20 protein-coding genes and 1 pseudogene are annotated in these 21,734 nt (G+C 60.2%); 14 read left to right on the top strand and 7 right to left on the bottom strand.

Features of this window, described 5'->3' with window-relative positions; translation table 11 throughout:
- Positions 1-152: pseudogene (locus PIB16_RS18415) on the top strand (IS4 family transposase); the annotation flags it as partial.
- Between the two features lie 143 nt (positions 153-295).
- Here PIB16_RS18415 and PIB16_RS18410 read toward each other — a convergent pair.
- The 3 genes from PIB16_RS18410 to PIB16_RS18400 form a co-directional block, all read right to left on the bottom strand.
- Positions 296-1,225 (bottom strand): DMT family transporter, encoded by a 930-nt coding sequence (locus tag PIB16_RS18410; protein WP_271046133.1) that lies wholly within the window; start codon positions 1,223-1,225, stop codon positions 296-298.
- A 94-nt stretch (positions 1,226-1,319) separates the two neighbouring features.
- Entirely contained in the window at positions 1,320-2,054 is a 735-nt protein-coding gene (locus PIB16_RS18405; RefSeq protein ID WP_173999827.1) for a helix-turn-helix transcriptional regulator, read from the bottom strand.
- 128 nt (positions 2,055-2,182) lie between these two features.
- Positions 2,183-2,359: a hypothetical protein gene (locus PIB16_RS18400; protein ID WP_003496171.1), complete on the bottom strand. Its 177-nt coding sequence runs from the start codon at positions 2,357-2,359 to the stop codon at positions 2,183-2,185.
- Between the two features lie 239 nt (positions 2,360-2,598).
- On the opposite strand from PIB16_RS18400, the gene PIB16_RS18395 reads away from it, so the two are divergent.
- Together PIB16_RS18395 and PIB16_RS18390 are read left to right on the top strand one after the other, a co-directional pair.
- Positions 2,599-3,168, top strand: coding sequence for an AAA family ATPase (locus tag PIB16_RS18395; RefSeq protein ID WP_271046132.1), 570 nt, complete (start codon positions 2,599-2,601; stop codon positions 3,166-3,168).
- 9 nt (positions 3,169-3,177) lie between these two features.
- The gene (locus PIB16_RS18390) at positions 3,178-3,633 is read left to right on the top strand and encodes a type II toxin-antitoxin system RatA family toxin (protein ID WP_065655387.1); all 456 of its coding nucleotides are present in this window, start codon (positions 3,178-3,180) and stop codon (positions 3,631-3,633) included.
- Here the strand turns inward: PIB16_RS18390 and PIB16_RS18385 are convergent.
- Positions 3,615-4,124 (bottom strand): CinA family protein, encoded by a 510-nt coding sequence (locus PIB16_RS18385; RefSeq protein ID WP_271046131.1) that lies wholly within the window; start codon positions 4,122-4,124, stop codon positions 3,615-3,617. The two genes, PIB16_RS18390 and PIB16_RS18385, sit on opposite strands and share 19 nt — an antisense overlap.
- Entirely contained in the window at positions 4,121-5,308 is a 1,188-nt protein-coding gene (locus tag PIB16_RS18380; RefSeq protein ID WP_271046130.1) for a bifunctional 2-C-methyl-D-erythritol 4-phosphate cytidylyltransferase/2-C-methyl-D-erythritol 2,4-cyclodiphosphate synthase, read from the bottom strand. Before PIB16_RS18380 ends, PIB16_RS18385 begins: the two co-directional genes overlap by 4 nt.
- 276 nt (positions 5,309-5,584) lie before the next feature.
- Here PIB16_RS18380 and dusB point away from each other — a divergent pair, with 276 nt between their 5' ends.
- The 8 genes from dusB to hflX all read left to right on the top strand — a co-directional run bounded on the left by dusB (position 5,585) and on the right by hflX (position 16,341).
- On the top strand, positions 5,585-6,601 hold the full coding sequence (gene dusB / locus PIB16_RS18375; RefSeq protein ID WP_271046129.1) for a tRNA dihydrouridine synthase DusB: 1,017 nt from the start codon (positions 5,585-5,587) through the stop codon (positions 6,599-6,601).
- A complete protein-coding gene (locus tag PIB16_RS18370; RefSeq protein WP_035264009.1) occupies positions 6,598-7,746 on the top strand; it encodes a two-component system sensor histidine kinase NtrB in 1,149 nt (382 codons plus the stop codon). Before dusB ends, PIB16_RS18370 begins: the two co-directional genes overlap by 4 nt.
- Positions 7,743-9,194 carry a nitrogen regulation protein NR(I) gene (gene ntrC, locus PIB16_RS18365; protein WP_003521350.1) on the top strand — a complete coding sequence of 484 codons (1,452 nt, stop codon included), beginning with the start codon at positions 7,743-7,745 and terminating at the stop codon, positions 9,192-9,194. The genes PIB16_RS18370 and ntrC overlap by 4 nt, the downstream gene beginning before the upstream one ends.
- Before the next feature lie 150 nt (positions 9,195-9,344).
- Positions 9,345-11,606: a sensor histidine kinase NtrY-like gene (locus PIB16_RS18360; RefSeq protein ID WP_059752857.1), complete on the top strand. Its 2,262-nt coding sequence runs from the start codon at positions 9,345-9,347 to the stop codon at positions 11,604-11,606.
- Positions 11,596-12,960: a nitrogen assimilation response regulator NtrX gene (gene ntrX, locus PIB16_RS18355; RefSeq protein WP_003521348.1), complete on the top strand. Its 1,365-nt coding sequence runs from the start codon at positions 11,596-11,598 to the stop codon at positions 12,958-12,960. The genes PIB16_RS18360 and ntrX overlap by 11 nt, the downstream gene beginning before the upstream one ends.
- 48 nt (positions 12,961-13,008) lie before the next feature.
- Positions 13,009-14,385, top strand: coding sequence for a Trk system potassium transporter TrkA (gene trkA / locus PIB16_RS18350; protein WP_333780001.1), 1,377 nt, complete (start codon positions 13,009-13,011; stop codon positions 14,383-14,385).
- Positions 14,386-14,569: 184 nt separating this feature from the next.
- Positions 14,570-14,812 (top strand): RNA chaperone Hfq, encoded by a 243-nt coding sequence (gene hfq / locus PIB16_RS18345; RefSeq protein ID WP_003496145.1) that lies wholly within the window; start codon positions 14,570-14,572, stop codon positions 14,810-14,812.
- 92 nt (positions 14,813-14,904) lie between these two features.
- The gene (gene hflX / locus PIB16_RS18340) at positions 14,905-16,341 is read left to right on the top strand and encodes a GTPase HflX (RefSeq protein WP_173999839.1); all 1,437 of its coding nucleotides are present in this window, start codon (positions 14,905-14,907) and stop codon (positions 16,339-16,341) included.
- Between the two features lie 159 nt (positions 16,342-16,500).
- Here the strand turns inward: hflX and mazG are convergent, their stop codons facing one another.
- Complete coding sequence (gene mazG / locus PIB16_RS18335) at positions 16,501-17,346, bottom strand: nucleoside triphosphate pyrophosphohydrolase (protein WP_271046128.1); 846 nt, start codon at positions 17,344-17,346, stop codon at positions 16,501-16,503.
- 77 nt (positions 17,347-17,423) lie between these two features.
- Positions 17,424-18,056, bottom strand: a complete 633-nt coding sequence (locus tag PIB16_RS18330; protein ID WP_442866788.1) for a deaminase — start codon at positions 18,054-18,056, stop codon at positions 17,424-17,426.
- A gap of 218 nt (positions 18,057-18,274) precedes the next feature.
- On the opposite strand from PIB16_RS18330, the gene cysG reads away from it, so the two are divergent.
- Genes cysG through PIB16_RS18315 form a run of 3 tightly spaced genes read left to right on the top strand, consistent with a single transcriptional unit; the run spans position 18,275 to position 21,724 of the window.
- Complete coding sequence (cysG, locus tag PIB16_RS18325) at positions 18,275-19,738, top strand: siroheme synthase CysG (RefSeq protein WP_065655397.1); 1,464 nt, start codon at positions 18,275-18,277, stop codon at positions 19,736-19,738.
- On the top strand, positions 19,731-20,045 hold the full coding sequence (locus PIB16_RS18320; RefSeq protein WP_003521341.1) for a DUF2849 domain-containing protein: 315 nt from the start codon (positions 19,731-19,733) through the stop codon (positions 20,043-20,045). Before cysG ends, PIB16_RS18320 begins: the two co-directional genes overlap by 8 nt.
- 8 nt (positions 20,046-20,053) lie before the next feature.
- Positions 20,054-21,724, top strand: coding sequence for a nitrite/sulfite reductase (locus PIB16_RS18315; RefSeq protein WP_271046126.1), 1,671 nt, complete (start codon positions 20,054-20,056; stop codon positions 21,722-21,724).
- Positions 21,725-21,734 lie beyond the last annotated feature (10 nt).

Raw genomic sequence — 21,734 nt, 5'->3', positions numbered from 1 at the left:
CTGACCAGAAGACCGTGCCAAGCCCACTCGCCTTCGCCAGGCTGGTACGCGCAAACCTCATGCACCGGCGACGCACCGATCGGCTTCTCGACCCGCCACCAGACAAACCCAGAAACCAAATCCAGATGGCCTTCCAATGGCCGCAAATTTAAACCGGACAGTAGTGGGCTTGTCCCGAGCATCTGCAGACTATCGATTGTACGATACGTGATTGGATCCTCGGGCCGGAGGATGACGTGAGTAGGAGGCGAGGCTTGTGAAATGGCTCCGCCGCCTGTTCCCGGCCTTCAACCGATCACACCACAACCCTCTCCGGCCGATGCGCCCGCATGCACAGCACGACGCTCAGCACCACCGCACATATTGCCACGACCTCAATCAGTGTCGGGCCACGCCCTTCCCAGAGAAAACCGTAAAGCAGCGCAAACAGCGTTTCGAACAGGATCATCTGCCCGACCATGGTGAGCGGCAGAAGGCGGCTCATGCGGTTCCATAAGGCATTGCCGAGAATGGAAGCGGTGAAACCCAGCCCGGCTGCAACAGCCACAAAATGCAGCCAGTCGCCCGAACTATGGCTTTCGCCGCCAAAGCCAAAGGCCGGGATAGCAAGCAGCAGCGCAAGCCCGCCGGTCACCACGCCGGTCATCATGTTCCAGTCGTCGGCGCTGACATCGTGAAGGCGGGAGAGCCAGCGGGCGTTACCGACGGCAAAGGCTGTCCAAGACGCCAGCGCACCGAGCGCACAGGCCAGCCCGATGACGCGAGAGACATCGAGCCCCGCATCGTTTTCCGTCAGCGACTGCCAGGAAATGCCGATAATCCCCATCGCGCCGAAGGCGAGCGACGGCCACAGCCGCTTCAGCGACACCGCGCCGTGATCGCGGCTGCCGATGATGGTGACAGCGACGGGCAGGAAACCGATGATAATGGAGGTGAAGGCGACGCCGCTCAATTTTACCGCGGTCGATATGAAGACATAATAGGCGATATTGCCGATCATGCTCAGCCAGCCGAGTGCTATCCATTCCCGCGCGCCAAAATGGGCCGAGATGCGTTTCAGACGCGGCCCGATGATGATGAGGGAAATCAGCCCATAGGTGAGATAACGCGCCGTCGAGAGTTGCAGGGCGGAAAAATCCGGCACGAGTTTGGGAGCGAGAAAAATCCCACCCCAAAGCGCACCCGCCAGCATGCCGAAAAAAACACCGAGACCTGTTCTGTTCATGTCATGTCACATCCGCATTCACATCTGCCTGCGATGTGCCACAGCCCTTTGCGGCTGTCTTGACAAAAACTCCTGATCGAATGTGCTGGCGGTTTTAATGAAGCCCGCAGGTCCGACGGTAGGCTGCGGGCGTTTCACCCACTGCATTGCGCATGGCGCGCGTCAGTGCAGTCTGGTCGGAAAAACCGGCCCGCAAGGCGATCTCGGCAATCGGCAGGGTGGAATTGCTGAGCAATGCGCAGACCTTGTCCATGCGCAGCCCGGCCAGCCAGCGGTGAGGCGGAAGGCCGAATTCTTCGAGAAACAGCGCATGCAGGCGGCTGTCGCTGATCGTCACGCAGGAGGCGAGCATCTCGATGGTCCAGGGGAAGAACGGTTCCGCCCTGATAAGTGCAACAAGCCTGTGCAGGCGTTGGCGGATGTCGGCTTTCTCATTGGCAAGGCTGTCGATCAGGAGCGGTGCCCACAGACCGGCAATATCGTCGCGTCGCCCCTCTGTTCCGATGACGCCGCGCATATAGGCGATCAATTGCCGCGTATCCTGCGCGATATCGAGAAACGGTGAATGGGCGAATTTCTCGAGCGTTTGCTCGGGAAGGGCGCCTTCATCGATATCGACCACCAGCGAGTGGTTGCTTGCCGTCGCTTCCTGCGTATGCGGCGCATCGCGATGGATGAACACGCCGCGTCCTGCCGACAATTCGTCCTGCCGTCCCGCCACATCGATCAGCAAACGCCCGGAAACCGGAAGAACGATCTGAACGAAGCCATGCCGTTCCTTCGGTCTTTCTTCCCTGTAAGTTCTGATATCGGCGGATGCGGCTGTCATGACGCTGTCGTTTCCATTGTGCAAAGAAATGGCCGCCTCGAAAAAGCGGCCAGTTTCATTGTTTGATTATGACATCGTCTTGAAGATTGGGCCAGTCGGCTTTATCGATCGGCTCTGCGCGCCGGCAATTAACAGTCTTCCTTGGCGGTCGATTCGCCGCGTTTGCGCTTGCGCAGAACCGGCTTGTTCTCTCTCGCCTCGCATTTCGCGACGTCGATCAGATAGGCAAGCACCGGCATGCCGTTCATCGATGCGAGTTGCTTGGCGGATTCGAGAAGGTTGATGATGTTGGAAAAATCGTCCATCGGCTCACTCAGTGGCTCAAAGCGGTTATATGTCGGGTCTGAACCCAAGGATGAATACGCTGGGTGAAATCGGGAGCTTCCAGCGCCGTTGCATCCAATGGGTGTAATATTAGTCGCAAATAAATAGCAATCCCTGCGACGGGGTTACAATAGTCAATTTTCCGTAACTGTCATGCACGGCGAAGATATCGGTGCGGGGTGATGGCAGAAAAATCCAGCAGTCAGATGAGGTTTCTGAAATGCCAAACTATCTTCACAGGGTGGAAGATGCGGCTGCGATCATCGCCGGGGCGCAGCGAATCATGGTCGTGGGCTGCTCCGGCGGCGGCAAGACGACGCTTTCGCAGAAGCTCGCGCGCAATTTCGGACTTCGCTACATCTCCATGGATCGCGATGTTTTCTGGCTGCCCGGCTGGCAGGCGCGCCCGCGCGAGGAGCAGCGACAGAGGATAGCCCCCATCATTACCGAGGAACGCTGGCTGATGGACGGCAGCAATCCGTCGTCGTTCGATATACGGCTGCCGCGATCCCACATCGTTTTGTGGGTGCGCATGCCGCGCTGGCTCTGCCTGTGGGGCGCGCTCAGCCGGGCGATCAAGGGTTATGGCAAGGCCCGCCCGGAAATGGCGGAGGGGTGTCCCGAAAGGATAGACATCGATTTCCTGCGCTATATCTGGAATTTCGAACGCCGCCATGCCCCGATTTTCGAGCAGAATTTCGCGCTTTATGGTCCTGATGTGCCGGTATTCCAGCTGAAAAGCCGAAAACAGTTTCGCCGCCTTCTTGATCTTCTGCGTATCGAGGATTAACTGCCGCTCATGCCACAGTTCGAAACGCATCGCCACGTCAAACACTCGCCCGACCGCATGTACGACCTCGTCGCCGATGTGGAGAAATATCCGCAGTTTCTGCCCCTTTGCGAGGCGCTCACCGTCCGTTCGCGCAAGGAGCGCGATGGCAAGGTGCTGCTGGTGGCGGATATGACGGTGGGCTACAAGGCCATTCGCGAAACCTTCACCACGCAGGTGCTGCTGAACCCGGCCGAGCGCGCCATCGACGTGAAATATATCGACGGACCGTTTAAATATCTCGACAATCGCTGGCGTTTCGAGCCTGCCGACGAGGGCGGCTCAGCCATTCATTTTTTCATCGATTATGAATTCAAGAACCGTCTGCTCGGCGCGGTCATGGGGTCGATGTTCGACCGGGCCTTTCGCATGTTCGCGGAAGCCTTCGAGACGCGTGCCGATAAAATTTATACGGACCCGGCCTGATTGAGGGCTATCAGCATCTGGAGCGCCGTCCTCACCGTAGCAAGCCGGATTTCTGTGCGGCCGATCTCGCCGTAACGCATTTCCCGATGCAGGATTTTACCGCTGCGCGCCTTTGCGGCCAGATGCACGAGCCCCACCGGCTTGTCGGCGGAACCGCCACCCGGACCAGCGATGCCAGTTACCGCCACGGCAAAACCCGCCCGTGAACGGAAGAGGGCGCCATGCGCCATCTGCAGCGCTGTCTGTCGGGATACCGCGCCGAAATTCGCCAGCGTCTCGGCGCCAACGCCCAGCATGTCCATCTTGGCTTCATTGGTATAGGTGACAAAACCACGATCGACGACAGCGGAGGAGCCGGCAATCTCCGTCAGGGCACCGGCGATCAGGCCGCCCGTGCAGCTTTCCGCGGTCGAGACCATGAAACCATGCGCGGTGAAATCGGCAATGATCCGCCGCGCCAGGTCTTCTATGTCAGCGGGAAAAAGGCTCATAAAGGTCTGCCCCTGTAGACGACGGTAGCGGTGGCGATTGCAGCGATGCCTTCCCGGCGGCCGACGAAACCGATGGTCTCATTGGTCGTCGCCTTCACCGAGCAGCGCTCCAGCGCGATGCCCAGCATGTCCGACAGTGCTTCGCGCATGGCCTGACGGTGCGGGCCGATGCGCGGCGCTTCCGCAATCAGCGAGACATCGGCATTCATGATCGTGCCGCCATTGTCGCGAACCACTTTGGCCGCATGTTCGAGGAAGATGCGCGAGGCCGCTCCCTTCCATTGCGGATCGGAAGGCGGGAAGTGATCGCCGATATCGCCGGCGCCACAGGTGGCGAGCAGCGCATCCGTCAGCGCATGCAAAGCCACATCGGCATCCGAATGACCTTTCAATCTCTGGTCGTGTTCGATGAAGACGCCGCACAACGTCACGCCGTCGCCGGCCTCCAGCTGATGCACGTCGTAACCATTGCCGGTGCGCACGTCCGGCAATCCGTGGGAGAGCTTTTCATCGGCCATCGCGATATCCCGCTTGAGAGTGAGTTTTACATTATCGACCGAACCTTCGGTCAGCGTCACCGTCAGCCCCGCCCATTCGGCAATCGAAGCGTCATCGGTAAAATCGGACTTTCCGGAGGCGGCAGCGGCGCGGTGCGCGGTGAGAATATCGCCGTAGCTGAAACTCTGCGGTGTTTGAGCGGCATAAAGCCCCTGCCGGGAAACCGTTTCCACGACGCGACCATCCGAGCCGCGCTTCAGCGTGTCGGTGACGGAGAGGGCAGGCAAAACGCCGCTGGCGCCGGCCCGGTGCAGGGCGACGATGCGTTCCAGCATGTCCACGGGAACGAAAGGCCGCACGGCATCATGGATCATCACATGCGTCAGCTCTTCCGAAGAGAGCGCTTCCAGCCCGGCAAGCACCGATTGCTGGCGTGTTGCGCCGCCCGTGACGGTAACGATCCGCTCGCCGGCACCAAGCCGCTGGAGGATCGGCGACAGCAGTGCCGCATCGTCTGCATGGCTGACGATCACGATGGGGGAGGCATGATTCCAGTCGAGGAAGGTCGACAATGTATGCTCGATCACGGCCCTGCCTCCGATAGGGCGATATTGTTTCGGCCCTTCCTCGGGAGAGCCCGCTCTTTCTCCGCGTCCGGCGGCGACGATGACGATGCCGAGTTTCATGGTACTTTCCTGCATTGGTCTTATGCTTTGCGCGCAACCCTTAGCGGTTGACAGTCCTGCTCTAGCGTTTCAAAACCCGGATGGCCAGCCCGATACGACGCGCATTCGCCCCTGCATGTCGCAGGATCGAGCGTCATTGCGCCTTTGACCCTGCACAAATTCCTGCCGACAGCAAAACAGGCAGGCAGTCGTCCAGCAAATAAAAGGTGCAACCCTCTAAAAGTGCTTGGCAACTGCTCAAACACTGTCTAAAAATAATGCAAATAACCCTTCTGCATGAAAGATCATCAATTGCATCTTCCGGAGTTGTCAGAACCGTTCAGCATCGGCTCAGTCACGATCCGTAATCGTGCCGTGCTGGCGCCCATGTCGGGCGTGACGGATCTGCCGTTCCGGCAGCTTGCCTGGCGTTATGGCGCGGGCCTTGTCGTTACGGAAATGGTGGCAAGCCGTGAGCTCGTCGCCAACCGCGGCGAATCCTGGGCGCGGCTGAAAAATGCCGGCATGGTTCCGCATATGGTGCAGCTCGCAGGACGCGAGGCGCATTTCATGGCCGAGGCAGCGAAGATCGCAGCCGACAATGGCGCCGGCATCATCGACATCAATATGGGCTGTCCAGCCAAGAAGGTGACGGGCGGTTATTCCGGCTCGGCTTTGATGCGCGATCCGGATCATGCACTCTCGCTCATTGAGGCAACGGTCAATGCAGTCAACGTGCCTGTGACGCTGAAGATGCGGCTCGGCTGGGACGAGAACACCATCAATGCGCCGGAGATCGCCCGCCGTGCCGAAGCCGCAGGTGTTCAGCTGATCACCATTCACGGCCGCACCCGCATGCAGTTTTACGAGGGACGGGCGGACTGGGATGCCATCCGCGCCGTGCGTGAGGTGATTTCCGTGCCGCTGATCGCCAATGGCGACGTTGAAACGGCCGGAGATGCGCGCGAAATCCTGCGCCGTTCGGGTGCGGATGCCGTCATGGTCGGGCGCGGCGCGCAGGGGCAACCCTGGCTGCCGGCGGTGCTTGCCGGACATTCAGCGCCGCACCGCGACGATATTCCCGCCATCGCCATCGAACATTACGAGATGATGCTGGAATTTTATGGAAGGGAAGCCGGTCTCCGGCATGCCCGCAAACACCTCGGCTGGTATCTCGACCGTTTCGCGCCGGAGATCGCCACGACTGACAAGGCTGAAATCATGACATCGCGTGACACGGCGGAAGTGGCGGATCTGCTGCGCTCTGCCCTTAGCGAAAATGCGGGCGAAGACGCCGCAAGGAAGGCCGCATGAGCGCTGACAAACACAGCCCGGCAGATGCAAACCCGCTTGCCATGGCGGTTCTGAACGCGGTGCAGAACCCGGTTATTCTGGTGGATGCCGAAGGTTTCATCGCCTTCGCCAACTGGGAAGCCGAAGCCTTTTTCGGGGCGAGCGCCTCCCATCTCGCGCGCTACCGCGTTTCCACCTTCATTCCCTTCGGCAGCCCGTTGCTAGCACTGATCGATCAGGTGCGGGAGCGCCGCGCGCCGGTCAACGAATATCGCGTCGATCTGAGTTCGCCGCGTCTAGGCCAGGACAAGCTGGTCGATCTTTATGTCGCGCCCGTTGTCAGCGAACCGGGATCGGTGGTCGTCGTCTTCCAGGAAAGGTCGATGGCCGACAAGATCGACCGGCAATTGACCCACCGGGCGGCGGCGCGCTCCGTTACCGGCCTTGCCTCCATGCTTGCTCATGAGATCAAGAACCCGCTGTCCGGCATTCGCGGCGCTGCCCAGCTGCTGGAGACATCGGTTGCCGATGAAGACCGGGCGCTGACGCGGCTGATCTGCGACGAGACCGACCGCATCGTCTCGCTGGTTGATCGCATGGAAGTGTTTTCCGACGAGCGGCCGGTGGATCGCGTACCGGTCAACATCCATTCCGTGCTCGATCATGTGAAGGCCATCGCCAAGGCCGGCTTTGCCCGCAATATCAAGATTTCGGAAAACTACGACCCCTCGTTGCCGCCTGTTTATGCCAATCGCGACCAGCTGGTGCAGGTCTTTCTCAATCTGGTGAAGAATGCGGCGGAAGCCGTGGGCAACCAGCCGGACGGCGAGATCATCCTTACCACCGCCTATCGCCCCGGCATGCGGCTTTCGGTCGCCGGCAGCCGGGAGCGCATCTCGCTGCCGCTCGAATTCTGCGTGCATGATAATGGCCCGGGCGTTCCGGCCGATCTTTTGCCGCATCTTTTCGATCCCTTCATCACCACCAAGACGAATGGTTCGGGCCTCGGGCTGGCGCTTGTCGCCAAGCTGATCGGCGCCCATGGCGGCATTGTGGAATGCGACAGCCAGAACCATCGCACGACTTTCCGCGTATTGATGCCCGTCTCGCCGGAAGTGGCGCTCGACGACCGCTCTTTGCCGAACACGACAGGAAATGACCAATGACAGCTACGATCCTCGTCGCCGATGATGATGCCGCAATCCGCACGGTGCTGAACCAGGCGCTGAGCCGCGCCGGTTACGACGTGCGCATCACCTCCAATGCCGCCACGCTCTGGCGCTGGGTTTCGGCGGGTGAGGGCGATCTTGTCGTAACCGATGTCGTGATGCCGGATGAAAACGCCTTTGACCTGCTGCCGCGCATCAAGAAGGCCCGCCCGGACCTGCCGGTTCTGGTCATGAGTGCGCAGAACACCTTCATGACGGCCATCAAGGCCTCGGAAAAAGGCGCTTACGACTATCTGCCGAAGCCCTTCGACCTGACGGAGCTGATCGCCATCATCGGCCGCGCTTTGTCTGAGCCGAAGCGCAAGCCGGCCAAACTCGATGACGACATGCAGGACGGCATGCCGCTCGTCGGCCGCTCGGCGGCGATGCAGGAAATCTACCGCGTTCTCGCCCGCCTGATGCAGACCGACCTGACGCTGATGATCACCGGCGAATCCGGCACCGGCAAGGAGCTGGTGGCGCGCGCGCTGCATGATTACGGCAAGCGCCGCAACGGTCCCTTCGTCGCCATCAACATGGCCGCAATCCCGCGCGACCTGATCGAATCCGAACTCTTCGGCCATGAGAAGGGCGCCTTCACCGGCGCGCAGAACCGCTCCACCGGCCGTTTCGAACAGGCCGAGGGCGGCACGCTGTTCCTCGACGAAATCGGTGACATGCCGATGGACGCCCAGACACGCCTGCTGCGCGTGTTGCAGCAGGGCGAATATACGACGGTGGGCGGCCGTACGCCGATCCGCACGGATGTCCGCATCGTTGCTGCGACCAACAAGGACCTGAAGCAGTCAATCAATCAGGGCCTTTTCCGCGAAGACCTCTATTATCGCCTGAACGTCGTGCCGCTGCGGCTGCCGCCGCTGCGTGACCGCGCCGAGGATATTCCCGATCTGGTGCGCCACTTCATCCAGCAGGGCGAAAAGGAGGGTCTGGAAGGCAAGCGTTTCGAGAGCGAGGCGCTGGAGGTCATGAAGGCCTATGCCTGGCCTGGCAACGTGCGCGAGCTGGAAAACCTGATCCGCCGCCTGATGGCGCTTTACCCGCAGGAAGTCATCACCCGCGAGATCATCGAGCAGGAACTGCAATCGGATGTTCCCGACAGCCCGCTCGACAAGATGGCGGTGCGCACCGGTTCGCTCACCATTTCGCAGGCGGTGGAAGAAAATATGCGGGATTATTTCGCCAGTTTCGGCGATGGCCTACCGCCGCCCGGCCTTTACGACCGCGTTCTGCGCGAACTCGAATATCCGCTGATTCTCGCGGCTTTGACTGCGACGCGCGGCAACCAGATCAAGGCCGCCGATCTTCTCGGCCTGAACCGCAATACGCTGCGCAAGAAAATCCGTGAGCTTGGTGTTTCCGTTTATCGCAGCTCCCGCCCAACCTGAGAATGTTGACAAGGTCGCATTTGTCGTTGCACTTTCGCCACATTGTGTTGCTTGAAAAACACTAGGAAGGAAAGAGATTCGCCGGTCTGATGCGCGTCTCGCCTGACTTCAGAAATGTGGTGCTGGCTGGCCAGCGATTGGGAGTAGTGCATGCGGAAACCCGCCGCCGAAAACGCCGTTGCCGATGAAGCAGCGGGCATGGTGGTTGCCGATCGCAGGATGTCTTTCGCTTTGCCGGGGCTGGTGCTCGCCGGCGTCGCTCTCGTTTGCGCCATCCTCACCCTGTTCGTACTTCTGGGCGTCACGCCAATCGCGCCGACATCGAACGTCGTCATCGCCTCCGTCGTCATCAATTCGATCTTCGTGATCGGCCTGATCTTCCTCATCGGGCGCGAAATCAACCGGCTGCTGAAAGCGCGTAAAAAGGGCAGGGCGGCGGCGCGTCTGCACGTGCGCATCGTCGTGCTTTTCTCCATCGTGGCGATTACGCCCGCGGTGCTCGTCGCCATCTTCGCCAGTCTGACGCTGAATGTAGGCCTCGACCGCTGGTTTTCGCTGCGCACGCAGTCGATCGTCGATTCATCGAGCAATATCGCCCAGGCCTATATGATGGAGAATGCCGGTTATCTTCAGGGTCAGACCCTGTCGATGGCAACCGACCTCGACCGCAACCGTGCGCTTTTTTATCTGGATCGCACCGGCTTCGTCGACCTGATGACCCGTCAGGCCAAGGGACGCGGCCTTCTCGGCGCGTTTCTGGTGCAGGAGGACGGCGACGCCGTTGCTCAGGCCGACATCAAGACCGAAAAACCGCTTCCCGCCATACCGCATGACGCGCTTGAAAAGGCGGCCGCCGGCCAGCCGACGCTGATACCGCCCGGTATCACCAACCTCGTCGGCGCCATTATCAAGCTCGAAGGCATCAGCGGCACCTTCCTCTACACGGTGCGCGCCGTCGATCCCAAGGTGATGAGCGCGATGCGGCTGATGGAAGAGAACCGCGCCGAATACAAGGCGATGGAGGCGGGCCGCGCGCCGCTGCAGATCGCCTTTGCGATCCTCTATCTCGGTTTCGCGCTGATCGTGCTTCTCGCCGCCATCTGGACGGCGATTGCGGTGGCCGACCGTATCGTGCGGCCGATCCGTCTCCTCATCAGTGCGGCAGACAGTGTTGCCACCGGCAACATGCATGTGCTGGTTCCCGTCCGCGCGGTCGATGGCGACGTCGGGCGACTGTCGCGCACCTTCAACAAGATGGTCTCGGAACTGCGCAGCCAGCAGGAACAGATCATCGAGGCCAAGGACGATATCGACGACCGCCGCCGCTTCATCGAGGCCGTGCTGTCAGGCGTCACCGCCGCCGTCATCGGTGTCGATGAGAACCGCAGGATCACCATCGTCAATCCGTCGGGCGAAGAATTTCTGGCGCAGACATCCGAGCAGCTTATCGGCGCGCAACTCTCGGAGATCGCGCCCGAAATCGAACAGGTGGTCAACGAGGCCAATACCTGGTCACGCGGCAATTTCCGCAAGCAGATCAACATCATGCGGCGCGGCAAGGAACGGACGCTCAATGTGCAGGTGACCCGTGAGGACGCCCGCGACAGCCGTGACAGCTACGTCATCACCCTCGACGACATCACCGATCTCGTTATCGCCCAGCGCTCGACCGCATGGTCGGATGTGGCGCGCCGCATCGCGCATGAGATCAAGAACCCGTTGACGCCGATCCAGCTTTCCGCCGAGCGCATCAAGCGCCGTTTCGGCAAGCAGATCGACGAGAGCGACCGCGCCGTCTTCGACCAGTGTACGGACACCATTGTCCGGCAGGTCGGCGATATCGGCCGGATGGTGGATGAATTCTCCGCTTTTGCGCGCATGCCGAAGCCGACGAAAGAAAAGTCGGACCTGCGGGCGATCCTGAAGGACGCCGCATTCCTGCGCGAGATCAGCGCCGCCGATACGAAATTCTCAACCGAACTGGGCGATATCCCGCTCGAGGGCATGTTCGATGCCCGCATGCTGGGTCAGGCCTTCGGCAATCTCATCAAGAATGCGACGGAAGCCATCGAGGCGGTGGAAGGCGAAAAGCGGCCGGGTAAGATTCTGGTGCGCGCCGCTTTTGACGAAGCCAATTCGCGTTTCGTGGCTGATATCATCGACAATGGCCGCGGCCTTCCCGTGGAGAACCGTCACCGCATTCTCGAACCCTATATGACAATGCGGGACAAGGGCACGGGCCTCGGCCTCGCCATCGTCAAGAAAATCATCGAAGAGCATGGCGGGTATCTGGAGCTCCACGATGCCCCGCCGGAGTTCGATCACGGCCACGGCGCCATGATCAGAGTGCTGCTGCCCTATATCGAGGCGGTCGGCGGCGAAAATAACAAGGAAGCAGCATATGGCGTCTGATATTCTGGTCGTGGATGACGAGGCGGACATTCGCGAAATCGTAGCGGGCATTCTTTCCGACGAGGGCCACGAGACCCGCATGGCGTTCGACAGCGACAGCGCGCTGGCGGCTATTTCGGAGCGCGTGCCGCGTCTGATCTTTCTCGACATCTGGATGCAGGGTTCGAAGCTCGACGGTCTGGCGCTGCTGGATGAGATCAAGAGCCGCCATCCCGAAATCCCGGTGGTCATGATTTCCGGTCACGGCAATATCGAAACCGCCGTCAACGCCATCAAGCGCGGCGCTTTCGACTTTATCGAGAAGCCGTTCAAGGCCGACCGCCTCATTCTGATCGCCGAGCGGGCGCTGGAAAACTCCAAGCTGAAGCGCGAGGTTCAGGAACTCAAGAAGCGCACCGGTGACGCGGTTGAACTCGTTGGCGCATCGCTTGCGGTGTCGCAGCTTCGCCAGACCATCGACCGGGTTGCGCCCACCAACAGCCGCATCATGATCCTCGGTCCCTCCGGTTCCGGCAAGGAACTTGTGGCGCGCATGGTGCACAAGAAGTCCTCGCGTGCGAGTGGACCCTTCGTGGCGCTCAACGCCGCGACGATCACGCCGGACCGCATGGAAATCGCGCTGTTCGGCACGGAGGGCCTGCCTGGGCAGCCGCGCAAGGTCGGCGCTCTGGAAGAAGCCCATCGCGGCGTGCTTTATCTCGATGAAGTCGGCGAAATGCCGCGCGAGACGCAGAACAAGATCCTGCGCGTGCTGGTCGATCAGCAGTTCGAGCGCGTTGGTGGCGGGAAGCGGGTGAAGGTGGATGTGCGCATCATTTCCTCGACCGCCCATCACCTCGAAAGCCTGATTGCCGAAGGCCAGTTCCGCGAAGATCTCTATCATCGCCTCGCCGTGGTGCCGGTGAAGGTGCCGGCGCTCTCTGAACGGCGCGAGGATATTCCTTTCCTCGTTGATATGTTCATGCGCCAGATTTCCGAGCAGGCCGGCATCCGTCCGCGCAAGATCGGCGACGACGCCATGGCCGTTCTCCAGACGCATGACTGGCCGGGCAATATCCGCCAGCTGCGCAACAATATCGAGCGGCTGATGATTCTCGCCCGTCCGGAAGGCGGCGAAGCGCCGATCTCGGCCGACATGCTGCCGTCGGATATTGGCGACATGCTGCCGAAGATTTCGGCGCAGGGCGATCAGCACATCATGACCCTGCCGCTCCGCGAAGCGCGTGAAATGTTCGAGCGCGACTATCTCATGGCGCAGATCAACCGCTTCGGGGGCAATATTTCGCGAACGGCGGAATTTGTCGGCATGGAACGGTCTGCACTGCATCGCAAACTGAAATCTCTCGGCGTATAAGGAAAGAAGGCGCTTCGCCGTAACCGATTATTCCGTCAGAGAGACAGCATGAAAGTCATCATTTGCGGCGCAGGGCAGGTGGGTTACGGCATCGCCGAACAATTGTCGCGGGAAGATAATGAAGTATCGGTGATCGATACCGCCGCGCCGCTCATCACCGCCATTACCGAGACGCTGGATGTGCGCGGTTATGTCGGCCATGGCGCGCATCCCGACATGCTGGCCAAGGCCGGCGCCGACCAGGCCGACATGATCATCGCCGTGACCTTGCATGACGAGATCAATATCGTCGCCTGCGAGGTGGCGCATGCCCTGTTCAGCGTGCCGACCAAGATCGCCCGCATCCGCGACCAGAGCTATCTGAAGCCGGAATATGCCGATCTCTTCAGCCGCGAGAACATGTCCATCGACGTGACGATTTCGCCTGAAGTCGAAGTCGGCAAGATGGTGCTCCGGCGCATCGCCTTTCCGGGCGCAACGGATGTGGTGCGTTTCGCCGACGACACGATCTACATGCTGGCCATCGAATGCATGGAGGATTGCCCGGTCATCAACACGCCGCTGCAGCAGCTTTCCAGCCTCTTTCCAGACCTCATCGCCACCGTGGTGGGGGTGTATCGGGATGGTATCCTCAAGGTGGCGCATTCTTCGGAACAGTTGCGGGTGGGCGACCTTGCCTATGTCATCTGCCAGCGCCAGCACGCCCGCCGCACCTTAAGCCTTTTCGGCCATGAGGAGCAGGAAGCGCAGCGCATCGTGATTGCCGGCGCCGGCAATATCGGCCACTTCGTCGCCCACAAGATCGAGGAAATGCAGCCGAAAACGCGGGTGAAGATCATCGAGGCGGACCGAGACAGGGCGGTCGCCGCATCCGAACAGCTCAGCAATACCATCGTCATGCACGGCTCGGCGCTCGACCAGAAAATCCTGATGCAGGCCGATATTCAGGATGCCGATTTGATCGTGACGCTCACCAATAACGATCAGACCAATATTCTGGCCGCGGTGATTGCCAAGCAGCTCGGCTGCAAATCGAATCTGGCGCTTTTGAATAGTACGTCGTTCCACGACGTCGCCCGCTCTCTTGGGCTCGATGCCTATATCAACCCGCGGGCCGTGACGATCTCCCGCGTGCTTCAGCATGTGCGCAAGGGCCGCATCCGCTCAGTCTATGCCGTCCAGCGCGGCTCGGCGGAGGTGATCGAGGCGGAAGCGCTGGAGACGTCGCCGCTGGTCGGCCAGTCCTTCCGCGACATCGATATGCCGGAGGGTGTGCGCATCGGGGCGATCTATCGCGACGGCGTGGTGATCCGCCCGGATGGCAGCACGAAAATCAAGGCGAAGGACCGGGTCGTGCTGTTCGCATCCGCCGATGCGGTGCGCGACGTGGAACAATTTTTCCGTGTTTCGATACAATATTTTTGACTGTCCCGAATTGAAAATGTGGGTCAATACTCGTACTCATTCGGCTGTTTTGACCGTTGCGGAACGGAACACGATTTGATACCAGAGTTTGAGGTCGGCCAAGCGGGGGACAAGACTCGGCCGGCTTATTATTGATTGATTATTTTCCGGTATCCCTGCCGGCAAAAAAGAAAGAAGCGGCGCCATGGCGGAACGTTCTCAAAACCTTCAGGATCTCTTCCTCAATACCGTTCGTAAGCAAAAGATTTCGCTCACGATTTTCCTGATCAACGGCGTCAAGCTGACGGGCGTTGTCACCTCCTTCGACAATTTCTGCGTGCTTCTGCGCCGTGACGGTCATTCGCAGCTTGTTTACAAGCATGCGATCTCCACCATCATGCCCGGTCAGCCGATGCAGATGTTCGAAAGCGAAGAAGGCGCGGCCTGATCGGGCTCCCTCGACGGATATTCGACATAGACTGACCCGGACCGGGAACATTTCCCGTGCCGTCAGGTTAATCCCCATGGCCGCCCGCGCGGATGCGGTCGGCCGCAATCCTCTTTCTGGACAAGGCTGAACCCATTTCAACGCGCGACACCTCGAACGAATCGATTATTCCGGAGCAGGAAAAGCGCCGCGACGACATGCGTGCGGTTGTTCTCGTGCCGGTCCTCAAGCAGCGCGAAACGCGCGACGCGGCTGCCGGCCCGGCTGCCCCCGGCCGTTCGGTCGAAGCCAAGCTTGAGGAAGCAAAAGGACTGGCGCTCGCCATCGATCTGGAAGTGACGCAGGGTCTCATCGTTCCGGTGAACCAGCCGCGCCCGGCCACGCTGTTCGGAACCGGCAAGATCGAAGAAATCGGTCATCTTCTCGACGAGACCGATTCCGGCCTGGTGATCGTCGATCATCCGTTGACCCCAGTGCAGCAGCGCAATCTCGAAAAGCAGTGGAATTGCAAGGTCATCGACCGCACGGGCCTGATCCTTGAAATCTTCGGCCGCCGCGCCTCCACAAAGGAAGGCACGCTGCAGGTCGATCTTGCGCATCTGAACTACCAGAAGGGCCGCCTCGTCCGAAGCTGGACCCACCTTGAACGCCAGCGCGGCGGTGCGGGCTTCATGGGCGGTCCGGGTGAAACCCAGATCGAAGCGGACCGCCGACTTTTGCAGGAACGCATCGTCAAGCTGGAGCGCGAACTGGAGCAGGTCGTGCGCACGCGCCAGCTACACCGCGCCAAGCGCCGCAAGGTGCCGCATCCGATCGTCGCGCTGGTCGGTTACACCAATGCCGGCAAATCCACGCTGTTCAACCGCATCACCGGCGCAGGCGTTCTGGCGGAGGATATGCTGTTCGCCACGCTCGACCCGACCTTGCGCCGCATGAAATTGCCGCATGGTCGCACCGTCATCCTGTCCGATACGGTCGGTTTCATTTCCGATCTTCCGACGCATCTGGTCGCCGCTTTCCGCGCCACTCTGGAAGAGGTGCTGGAAGCCGATCTCGTTCTGCATGTGCGCGATATGTCCGATCCGGACAATGCCGCCCAGTCTGCGGATGTGCTGCGTATTCTTGGTGACCTCGGCATTGACGAGAAGGAGGCGGAAAAGCGCATCATCGAGGTCTGGAACAAGGTCGACCGTCTCGAGCCGGAAGCGCATGACGCCATCATGCAGCGTGCCGAGGGCCGTTCGGATATCCGCGCCGTTTCGGCCATCACGGGTGAGGGCGTCGATGCCCTGATGGACGAGATTTCAAAGCGTCTTTCCGGTGTTCTGACGGAAACGACCGTTGTGCTCTCTATCGAACAATTGCCGCTGATCTCGTGGGTCTATAGCAATTCCATTGTCGACGGTCGTGAAGACCATGAGGATGGATCGGTTGCGCTTGATGTGCGCCTTTCGGAAGCGCAAGCGGCCGAACTGGAACGGAAGCTTGGTAAAGCGACTGTCCGCGAACGCGAGGACTGGGAGCGCTAAGCGTTCCTGGGACGATTATAAGGCGCGAAAACCTCTCCCCGTCATTCCGGCCTTGAGCCGGAATCCAGCCACGACGCGTCTGCGTCGTGAAAAACGAGTCTTTTGCGATCAAGGACTTGATCGCACTGGACCCCGGACTAAATCCGGGGTGACGGTGGGCTAGGACGAAACCGTATCAAGCGAACGTTCGATGCGTTTCGCCGCCTGCCAGAGATCTTCCATTCTCTCGAGACTCGCTTCTTCCAGCGTTTCGCCATTTTGAGTGAGCGACGTTTCGATGTGATTGAAACGCCTGCGGAATTTCGTGTTCGTACCGCGCAGCGCATCTTCCGGATCGGCTTTGACATGCCGGCCGATGTTGACGAGGGCAAAAATGAGATCGCCGAGCTCGTCCGAGACCTTTTCCGGTTTTCCTTTCGCCAGCGCCTCACGCAGTTCGGCGATTTCCTCCTCGATCTTGTCGAGAATGGGAGCGGGGTTCGACCAGTCGAAACCGGCACGCGCTGCCTGTTCCTGCAGCTTCAGGGCTTCGGTCAGCGCCGGCTGGCTGCGCTGTACGCCGCCCAGAAAGCCGGCCTTGAAATCCTCGGTGATACCACGTCGCGCGCGTCGCTCTGCACGCTCGCGTTTTTCTTCCGCCTTGATACGATCCCATTGTAGTTTGACGCCGTCCGGCGTGTCGGCGTCGGATACGGCGAAGACATGGGGATGACGGCGGATCATCTTCGAGGTCACGGCATGCACTACGTCGCCGAAGGCGAATTCGCCCATCTCTTCGGCAATACGAGCATGGAAAACCACCTGCAGCAGAAGGTCGCCCAGTTCCTCGCAAAGATCGTCCATGTCCTTTCGCTCGATAGCGTCGGCGACTTCATAAGCCTCTTCAATGGTATAGGGCTTGATCGTCTCGAAGGTCTGCACGACATCCCATGGGCAACCGGTTTCCGGCTGCCGCAGGGCTTCCATGATCTCGATCAGGCGGGAAATATCCTTCGAGGCTTCCATAATGTCTCAAACCTTCGTTCTTTGTTTCTGCGCATCGCCGGGACGTAAAACCGTCACGCACGTCCTGCGGAAATGCCCTAGTTCAACGGAATGTCGTTGCCGATCTTCGATGACTGGTAGCTGGTGGAAAGATCGTCATAAGCGGCCTTGATGCGGGCCGTCTGCGCCTTCAACGTGGTCTTCCGCGGATCGTCTTCACCCTCCACCAGATCGGCAATGAAATACGAATTCCAGAAGGCATTGTTGCGGCGATACCCGCCCGGTTCCAGTCCGAAAACTTCCTTGAGGATTTTCAGGTCGTGAGGGATCGCGAAAGCGTCGCGGGAATCCTCGTGGCTGAAGAAGGAGTAGAAATTATCGAAGCCCGCCCAGGTGATGGCGGACATGCACATGGTGCATGGTTCGTGGGTAGAGAGAAAAATCAGCTCCTTCGTGTTCGGCTTTTCGCCCAGCTCGTAAAACCGCTTCAGCGTATGCACTTCGCCATGCCAGAGCGGATTTTCCAGCTCGTTATTGGTCTCGGCAACCACCAGCGACAGGTCCGACTTGCGCAGTATCGCCGCACCGAAAACCTTGTTGCCAAGGCTGACGCCCCGCGCCGTCAAGGGCAGGATATCGTGTTCGATGACATCGAGAAGGCGGGCGGCGAGGGTGGAGCTGGTCAAGGGTCTGGTCCTTCGTGCCGCTTTAAGGAAAAGCGGTCTTCGCATGGGGAAATCGACAGTCGATGGTCGCTCCTTGTTCGGCGCGAGGACCCGCTTTGTCAAGGGATTGCAAGGGGATTCTCAGGGCTTGCGCAGGTGCGGAAAAGCATCGCCGGTTTGTTTTCCTCCAAAACCGGGGTCTTCGAGAAATAAAAATCCAGGTGCCGGAAAGGCTTGAATTTCTGTTTCTTCAATCTTGCACCGCAATGCGGGATATATGTCCAATGCACAACGAACATGATTTTTCCGCTGCTGGCGACCGCCTTTCAACCTTCCCCGCTTTCTTCCGGGTCGAGGGGCGGCAGGTCGCTGTTTTCGGAAATGGCGATGAAGCCTTCGCGAAGGTAAGGCTTCTCGCCAACACCAACGCGCATATCATTGCCTATGCCGACCAGCCGGAAGCCGATTTTGCCCGTTATATCAGCGAAAACGGCATTGATCATCGAGCTTTGGCTTTCGCCGGCGAATTGATCGAAGGCGCCACGCTGGTCTTCGCCGCTACCGGCGATGAGGCGCTGGACCGTGAGATCGTCACCCTCGCGCGCGCCGCGAAAATCCCCGCCAATGCGGTGGATCAGCCGGAATTCTGCGATTTCTTTACCCCCGCGCTCGTCGCCCGCGCGCCCGTCGCCGTGGCTATCGGCACGGAAGGGGCAGGGCCGGTTCTCGCCCAGATGATCCGCGCCCGCATCGACCAGATGCTGTCGCCGTCGCTTGGCAAGCTTGCGCGCCTTGCCGTGCAGTATCGTGATGCGGCCGAGGAGAACGTGCCGAAGGGCGCCTTGCGGCGCAATTTCTGGCGACGGTTCTTTTCAGGTGCAGTGGCGGATGCCGTCGCCGTTGGCGACACGCTCTCCGCCCGTCAGGCCGTCGACCGCCTGCTGCAATCGCCCGAACGCAGCGAAGGCCGTATCTGGCTCGTCGGCGCAGGACCGGGCGCTGAAGATCTGCTGACGCTGCGCGCGCAGCGCGTGCTGATGGAAGCCGATGTGATCGTTTACGATGCGCTTGTGCCGCAGGCGATTGTCGATATGGGCCGCCGCGATGCCGAACGCCTCTCCGTCGGCAAGCGCAAGGGCTGCCACAGCAAGTCGCAGGACGAGATTAACCGCCTGCTGGTGCGCCTCGGCAAAGATGGCAAGCGCGTCGTGCGCCTCAAATCCGGCGATCCGCTGGTCTATGGCCGGGCAGGCGAAGAAATGGCGGCGCTGCGCGAAGCCGGTATTGCCTATGAGATCGTGCCCGGCATCACGTCGGCCTTCGCCGCCGCTGCGGATTTCGAATTGCCCCTGACGCTGCGCGGTGTCGCTTCATCGCTGATTTTCACCACCGGCCACGATCTGGCTGGCGATGTCCTGCCCGATTGGGCAAGGCTTGCGGTTTCCGGCGCCACCATTGCCGTCTATATGGGCCGCAGTGTTGCTGCTTCGGTCGCGAAGCGGCTGATCGACGCGGGATTGGGTGTGGAAACCACGGTTGCCGTCATCGAAAACGCCAGCCGCGCGGATCGCCGCCTGCTGCATGGCACACTGAACGATCTGCCCGAACTTGAACATCGCGATGAACTGACCGGACCGGTCATGGTCATCATCGGCGATGCGGTGGCGGGCGCCAATTTTGACAGGTCCGAGGCGCTTGCATTGTCAGTGCGGCCGGCGGATTTCAAACGGGAGTATGTAAATGGCTGACAAGGTTTTGACCGCCAACCGCCTGAGCGATGGCATCGCCGTTTGGCTCGATGCCAACGGGGAGTGGACGGAGAACCTGCAGGGCGCAATCGTTGCCCGCCATGCGGAGGCCGTCGCCTCGTTCGAGGAAATCGGCAAGCGGGATTTCTCCGCCAACAAGGTCGTCGATGTGGCCGTCATCGATGTCATCGAAGAGAACGGCAAGCTTTGGCCGACGCGTCTTCGCGAACGCATTCGCGCCGCCGGCCCCACCGTGCACTATGCCACCGGCTTCAAGCCGGCCGATGCAGCATTTATCGCAGTCTGAGGAATAATATGTACCGTTACGACGAGTTCGATCACGCATTTGTTGAAGGCCGCGTGGCGCAGTTTCGCGATCAGGTCGAGCGCCGCCTTTCCGGCGAACTGGCCGAGGATGCGTTCAAGCCGCTGCGCCTGATGAACGGCGTCTATCTTCAGCTGCATGCCTATATGCTGCGCGTCGCCATTCCTTACGGCACGCTGAATTCGAAGCAGATGCGGATGCTGGCCCACATCGCTCGCAAATATGACCGGGGTTATGGCCACTTCACCACCCGCCAGAACATCCAGTACAACTGGCCGCGTCTTTCCGACACACCGGATATCCTGTCCGAACTGGTGAGCGTGGAAATGCACGCGCTTCAGACGTCCGGCAACTGCATTCGCAACGTCACCGCCGATCATTTCGCCGGTGCGGCCGCCGATGAGGTCGCCGATCCGCGTCCCTATGCGGAAATCCTGCGCCAGTGGTCTTCCGTTCACCCGGAATTCTCCTTCCTGCCGCGCAAGTTCAAGATCGCCGTCACCGGCGCCGAGCGCGACCGTGCCGCCATTCAGGTGCACGATATCGGCCTGCACCTGAAAAAGAACGACAAGGGTGAGATCGGTTTCGCCGTCTATGTCGGCGGCGGGCAGGGCCGCACGCCGATGATCGCCAAGAAAATCCGCGACTTCCTGCCGGAAGAGGACTTGCTTTCCTATACGACGGCAATCATGCGCGTTTATAACCTGCACGGCCGCCGCGACAATAAATACAAGGCGCGAATCAAGATCCTCGTGCACGAAACCGGTGCGGAAGAACTGGCCCGCCAGGTCGAGGTTGAATTCGCTGAACTCAAGAACACCGAGTTGAAGCTTCCGGATACCGATATTGCGGCAATCACCGCTTATTTCGCGCCGCCGGCGCTGAAGGATCGGCCGGAAGGCTGGGAAAGCCTGGCGCGCTGGAAGCGGGCCGATGAAGGTTTTGCCCGTTTTGTCGAGCAGAACGTCGCGCCGCACAAGCATCCCGATTACGGCATGGTGACGATCTCGCTGAAGCCGATCGGCGGCATTCCGGGCGATGCGACCGATGAGCAGATGGAACTCGTCGCCGATATCGCCGCGGAATATGCTTTCGATGAAATCCGTATCAGCCATGAGCAGAACATCATCCTGCCGCATGTGGCCCTGGCCGATCTCGAGCCGGTTTATCGCGCGCTGGTGGGTGCGGGCCTCGCGACCGCCAATGCCGGGCTGATCACCGATATCATTGCCTGTCCCGGGCTGGACTATTGCGCGCTCGCAAATGCGCGCTCTATTCCGGTGGCGCAGGAAATTTCCACCCGCTTCGGTTCGCCGGAGCGTCAGGCGGAAATCGGTGAGCTGAAGATCAAGATTTCCGGCTGCATCAATGCCTGCGGCCACCACCATGTCGGCCATATCGGCCTGCTGGGCGTGGAAAAGAAGGGCGCGGAACTTTACCAGATCACCCTTGGCGGATCGGGCGATGAGAACACCTCGATCGGTGAAATCATCGGCCGTGGCTTCGAGCCGGAAAAAGTCACCGACGCCATCGAAACCATCGTTGACACCTATCTCGGGCTTCGCCTTTCGAAGGAAGAAATTTTCCTCGAAGCCTATCGCCGCGTCGGACCGCAGCCATTCAAGGATGCGCTCTACGGTTCCGCTGCAGAAGCCGCCTGAGGAGAATGCC

It is taken from the genome of Agrobacterium sp. ST15.13.015, from assembly GCF_027871645.1.
In the GTDB taxonomy this organism is placed as follows: Bacteria; Pseudomonadota; Alphaproteobacteria; order Rhizobiales; family Rhizobiaceae; genus Agrobacterium; species Agrobacterium leguminum.
Note: the sequence above shows the minus strand (reverse complement) of the source record. Positions and strands in the feature narration are given on the sequence as shown.

Coding starts and splice junctions, on each gene's coding strand:
- PIB16_RS18410 (WP_271046133.1), bottom strand. CDS start 1,225: ATGAACAGAACAGGTCTCGGTGTTTTTTTCGGCATGCTGGCGGGTGCG.
- PIB16_RS18405 (WP_173999827.1), bottom strand. CDS start 2,054: ATGACAGCCGCATCCGCCGATATCAGAACTTACAGGGAAGAAAGACCG.
- PIB16_RS18400 (WP_003496171.1), bottom strand. CDS start 2,359: ATGGACGATTTTTCCAACATCATCAACCTTCTCGAATCCGCCAAGCAA.
- PIB16_RS18395 (WP_271046132.1), top strand. CDS start 2,599: ATGCCAAACTATCTTCACAGGGTGGAAGATGCGGCTGCGATCATCGCC.
- PIB16_RS18390 (WP_065655387.1), top strand. CDS start 3,178: ATGCCACAGTTCGAAACGCATCGCCACGTCAAACACTCGCCCGACCGC.
- PIB16_RS18385 (WP_271046131.1), bottom strand. CDS start 4,124: ATGAGCCTTTTTCCCGCTGACATAGAAGACCTGGCGCGGCGGATCATT.
- PIB16_RS18380 (WP_271046130.1), bottom strand. CDS start 5,308: ATGAAACTCGGCATCGTCATCGTCGCCGCCGGACGCGGAGAAAGAGCG.
- dusB (WP_271046129.1), top strand. CDS start 5,585: ATGAAAGATCATCAATTGCATCTTCCGGAGTTGTCAGAACCGTTCAGC.
- PIB16_RS18370 (WP_035264009.1), top strand. CDS start 6,598: ATGAGCGCTGACAAACACAGCCCGGCAGATGCAAACCCGCTTGCCATG.
- ntrC (WP_003521350.1), top strand. CDS start 7,743: ATGACAGCTACGATCCTCGTCGCCGATGATGATGCCGCAATCCGCACG.
- PIB16_RS18360 (WP_059752857.1), top strand. CDS start 9,345: ATGCGGAAACCCGCCGCCGAAAACGCCGTTGCCGATGAAGCAGCGGGC.
- ntrX (WP_003521348.1), top strand. CDS start 11,596: ATGGCGTCTGATATTCTGGTCGTGGATGACGAGGCGGACATTCGCGAA.
- trkA (WP_333780001.1), top strand. CDS start 13,009: ATGAAAGTCATCATTTGCGGCGCAGGGCAGGTGGGTTACGGCATCGCC.
- hfq (WP_003496145.1), top strand. CDS start 14,570: ATGGCGGAACGTTCTCAAAACCTTCAGGATCTCTTCCTCAATACCGTT.
- hflX (WP_173999839.1), top strand. CDS start 14,905: ATGCGGTCGGCCGCAATCCTCTTTCTGGACAAGGCTGAACCCATTTCA.
- mazG (WP_271046128.1), bottom strand. CDS start 17,346: ATGGAAGCCTCGAAGGATATTTCCCGCCTGATCGAGATCATGGAAGCC.
- PIB16_RS18330 (WP_442866788.1), bottom strand. CDS start 18,056: ATGCGAAGACCGCTTTTCCTTAAAGCGGCACGAAGGACCAGACCCTTG.
- cysG (WP_065655397.1), top strand. CDS start 18,275: ATGCACAACGAACATGATTTTTCCGCTGCTGGCGACCGCCTTTCAACC.
- PIB16_RS18320 (WP_003521341.1), top strand. CDS start 19,731: ATGGCTGACAAGGTTTTGACCGCCAACCGCCTGAGCGATGGCATCGCC.
- PIB16_RS18315 (WP_271046126.1), top strand. CDS start 20,054: ATGTACCGTTACGACGAGTTCGATCACGCATTTGTTGAAGGCCGCGTG.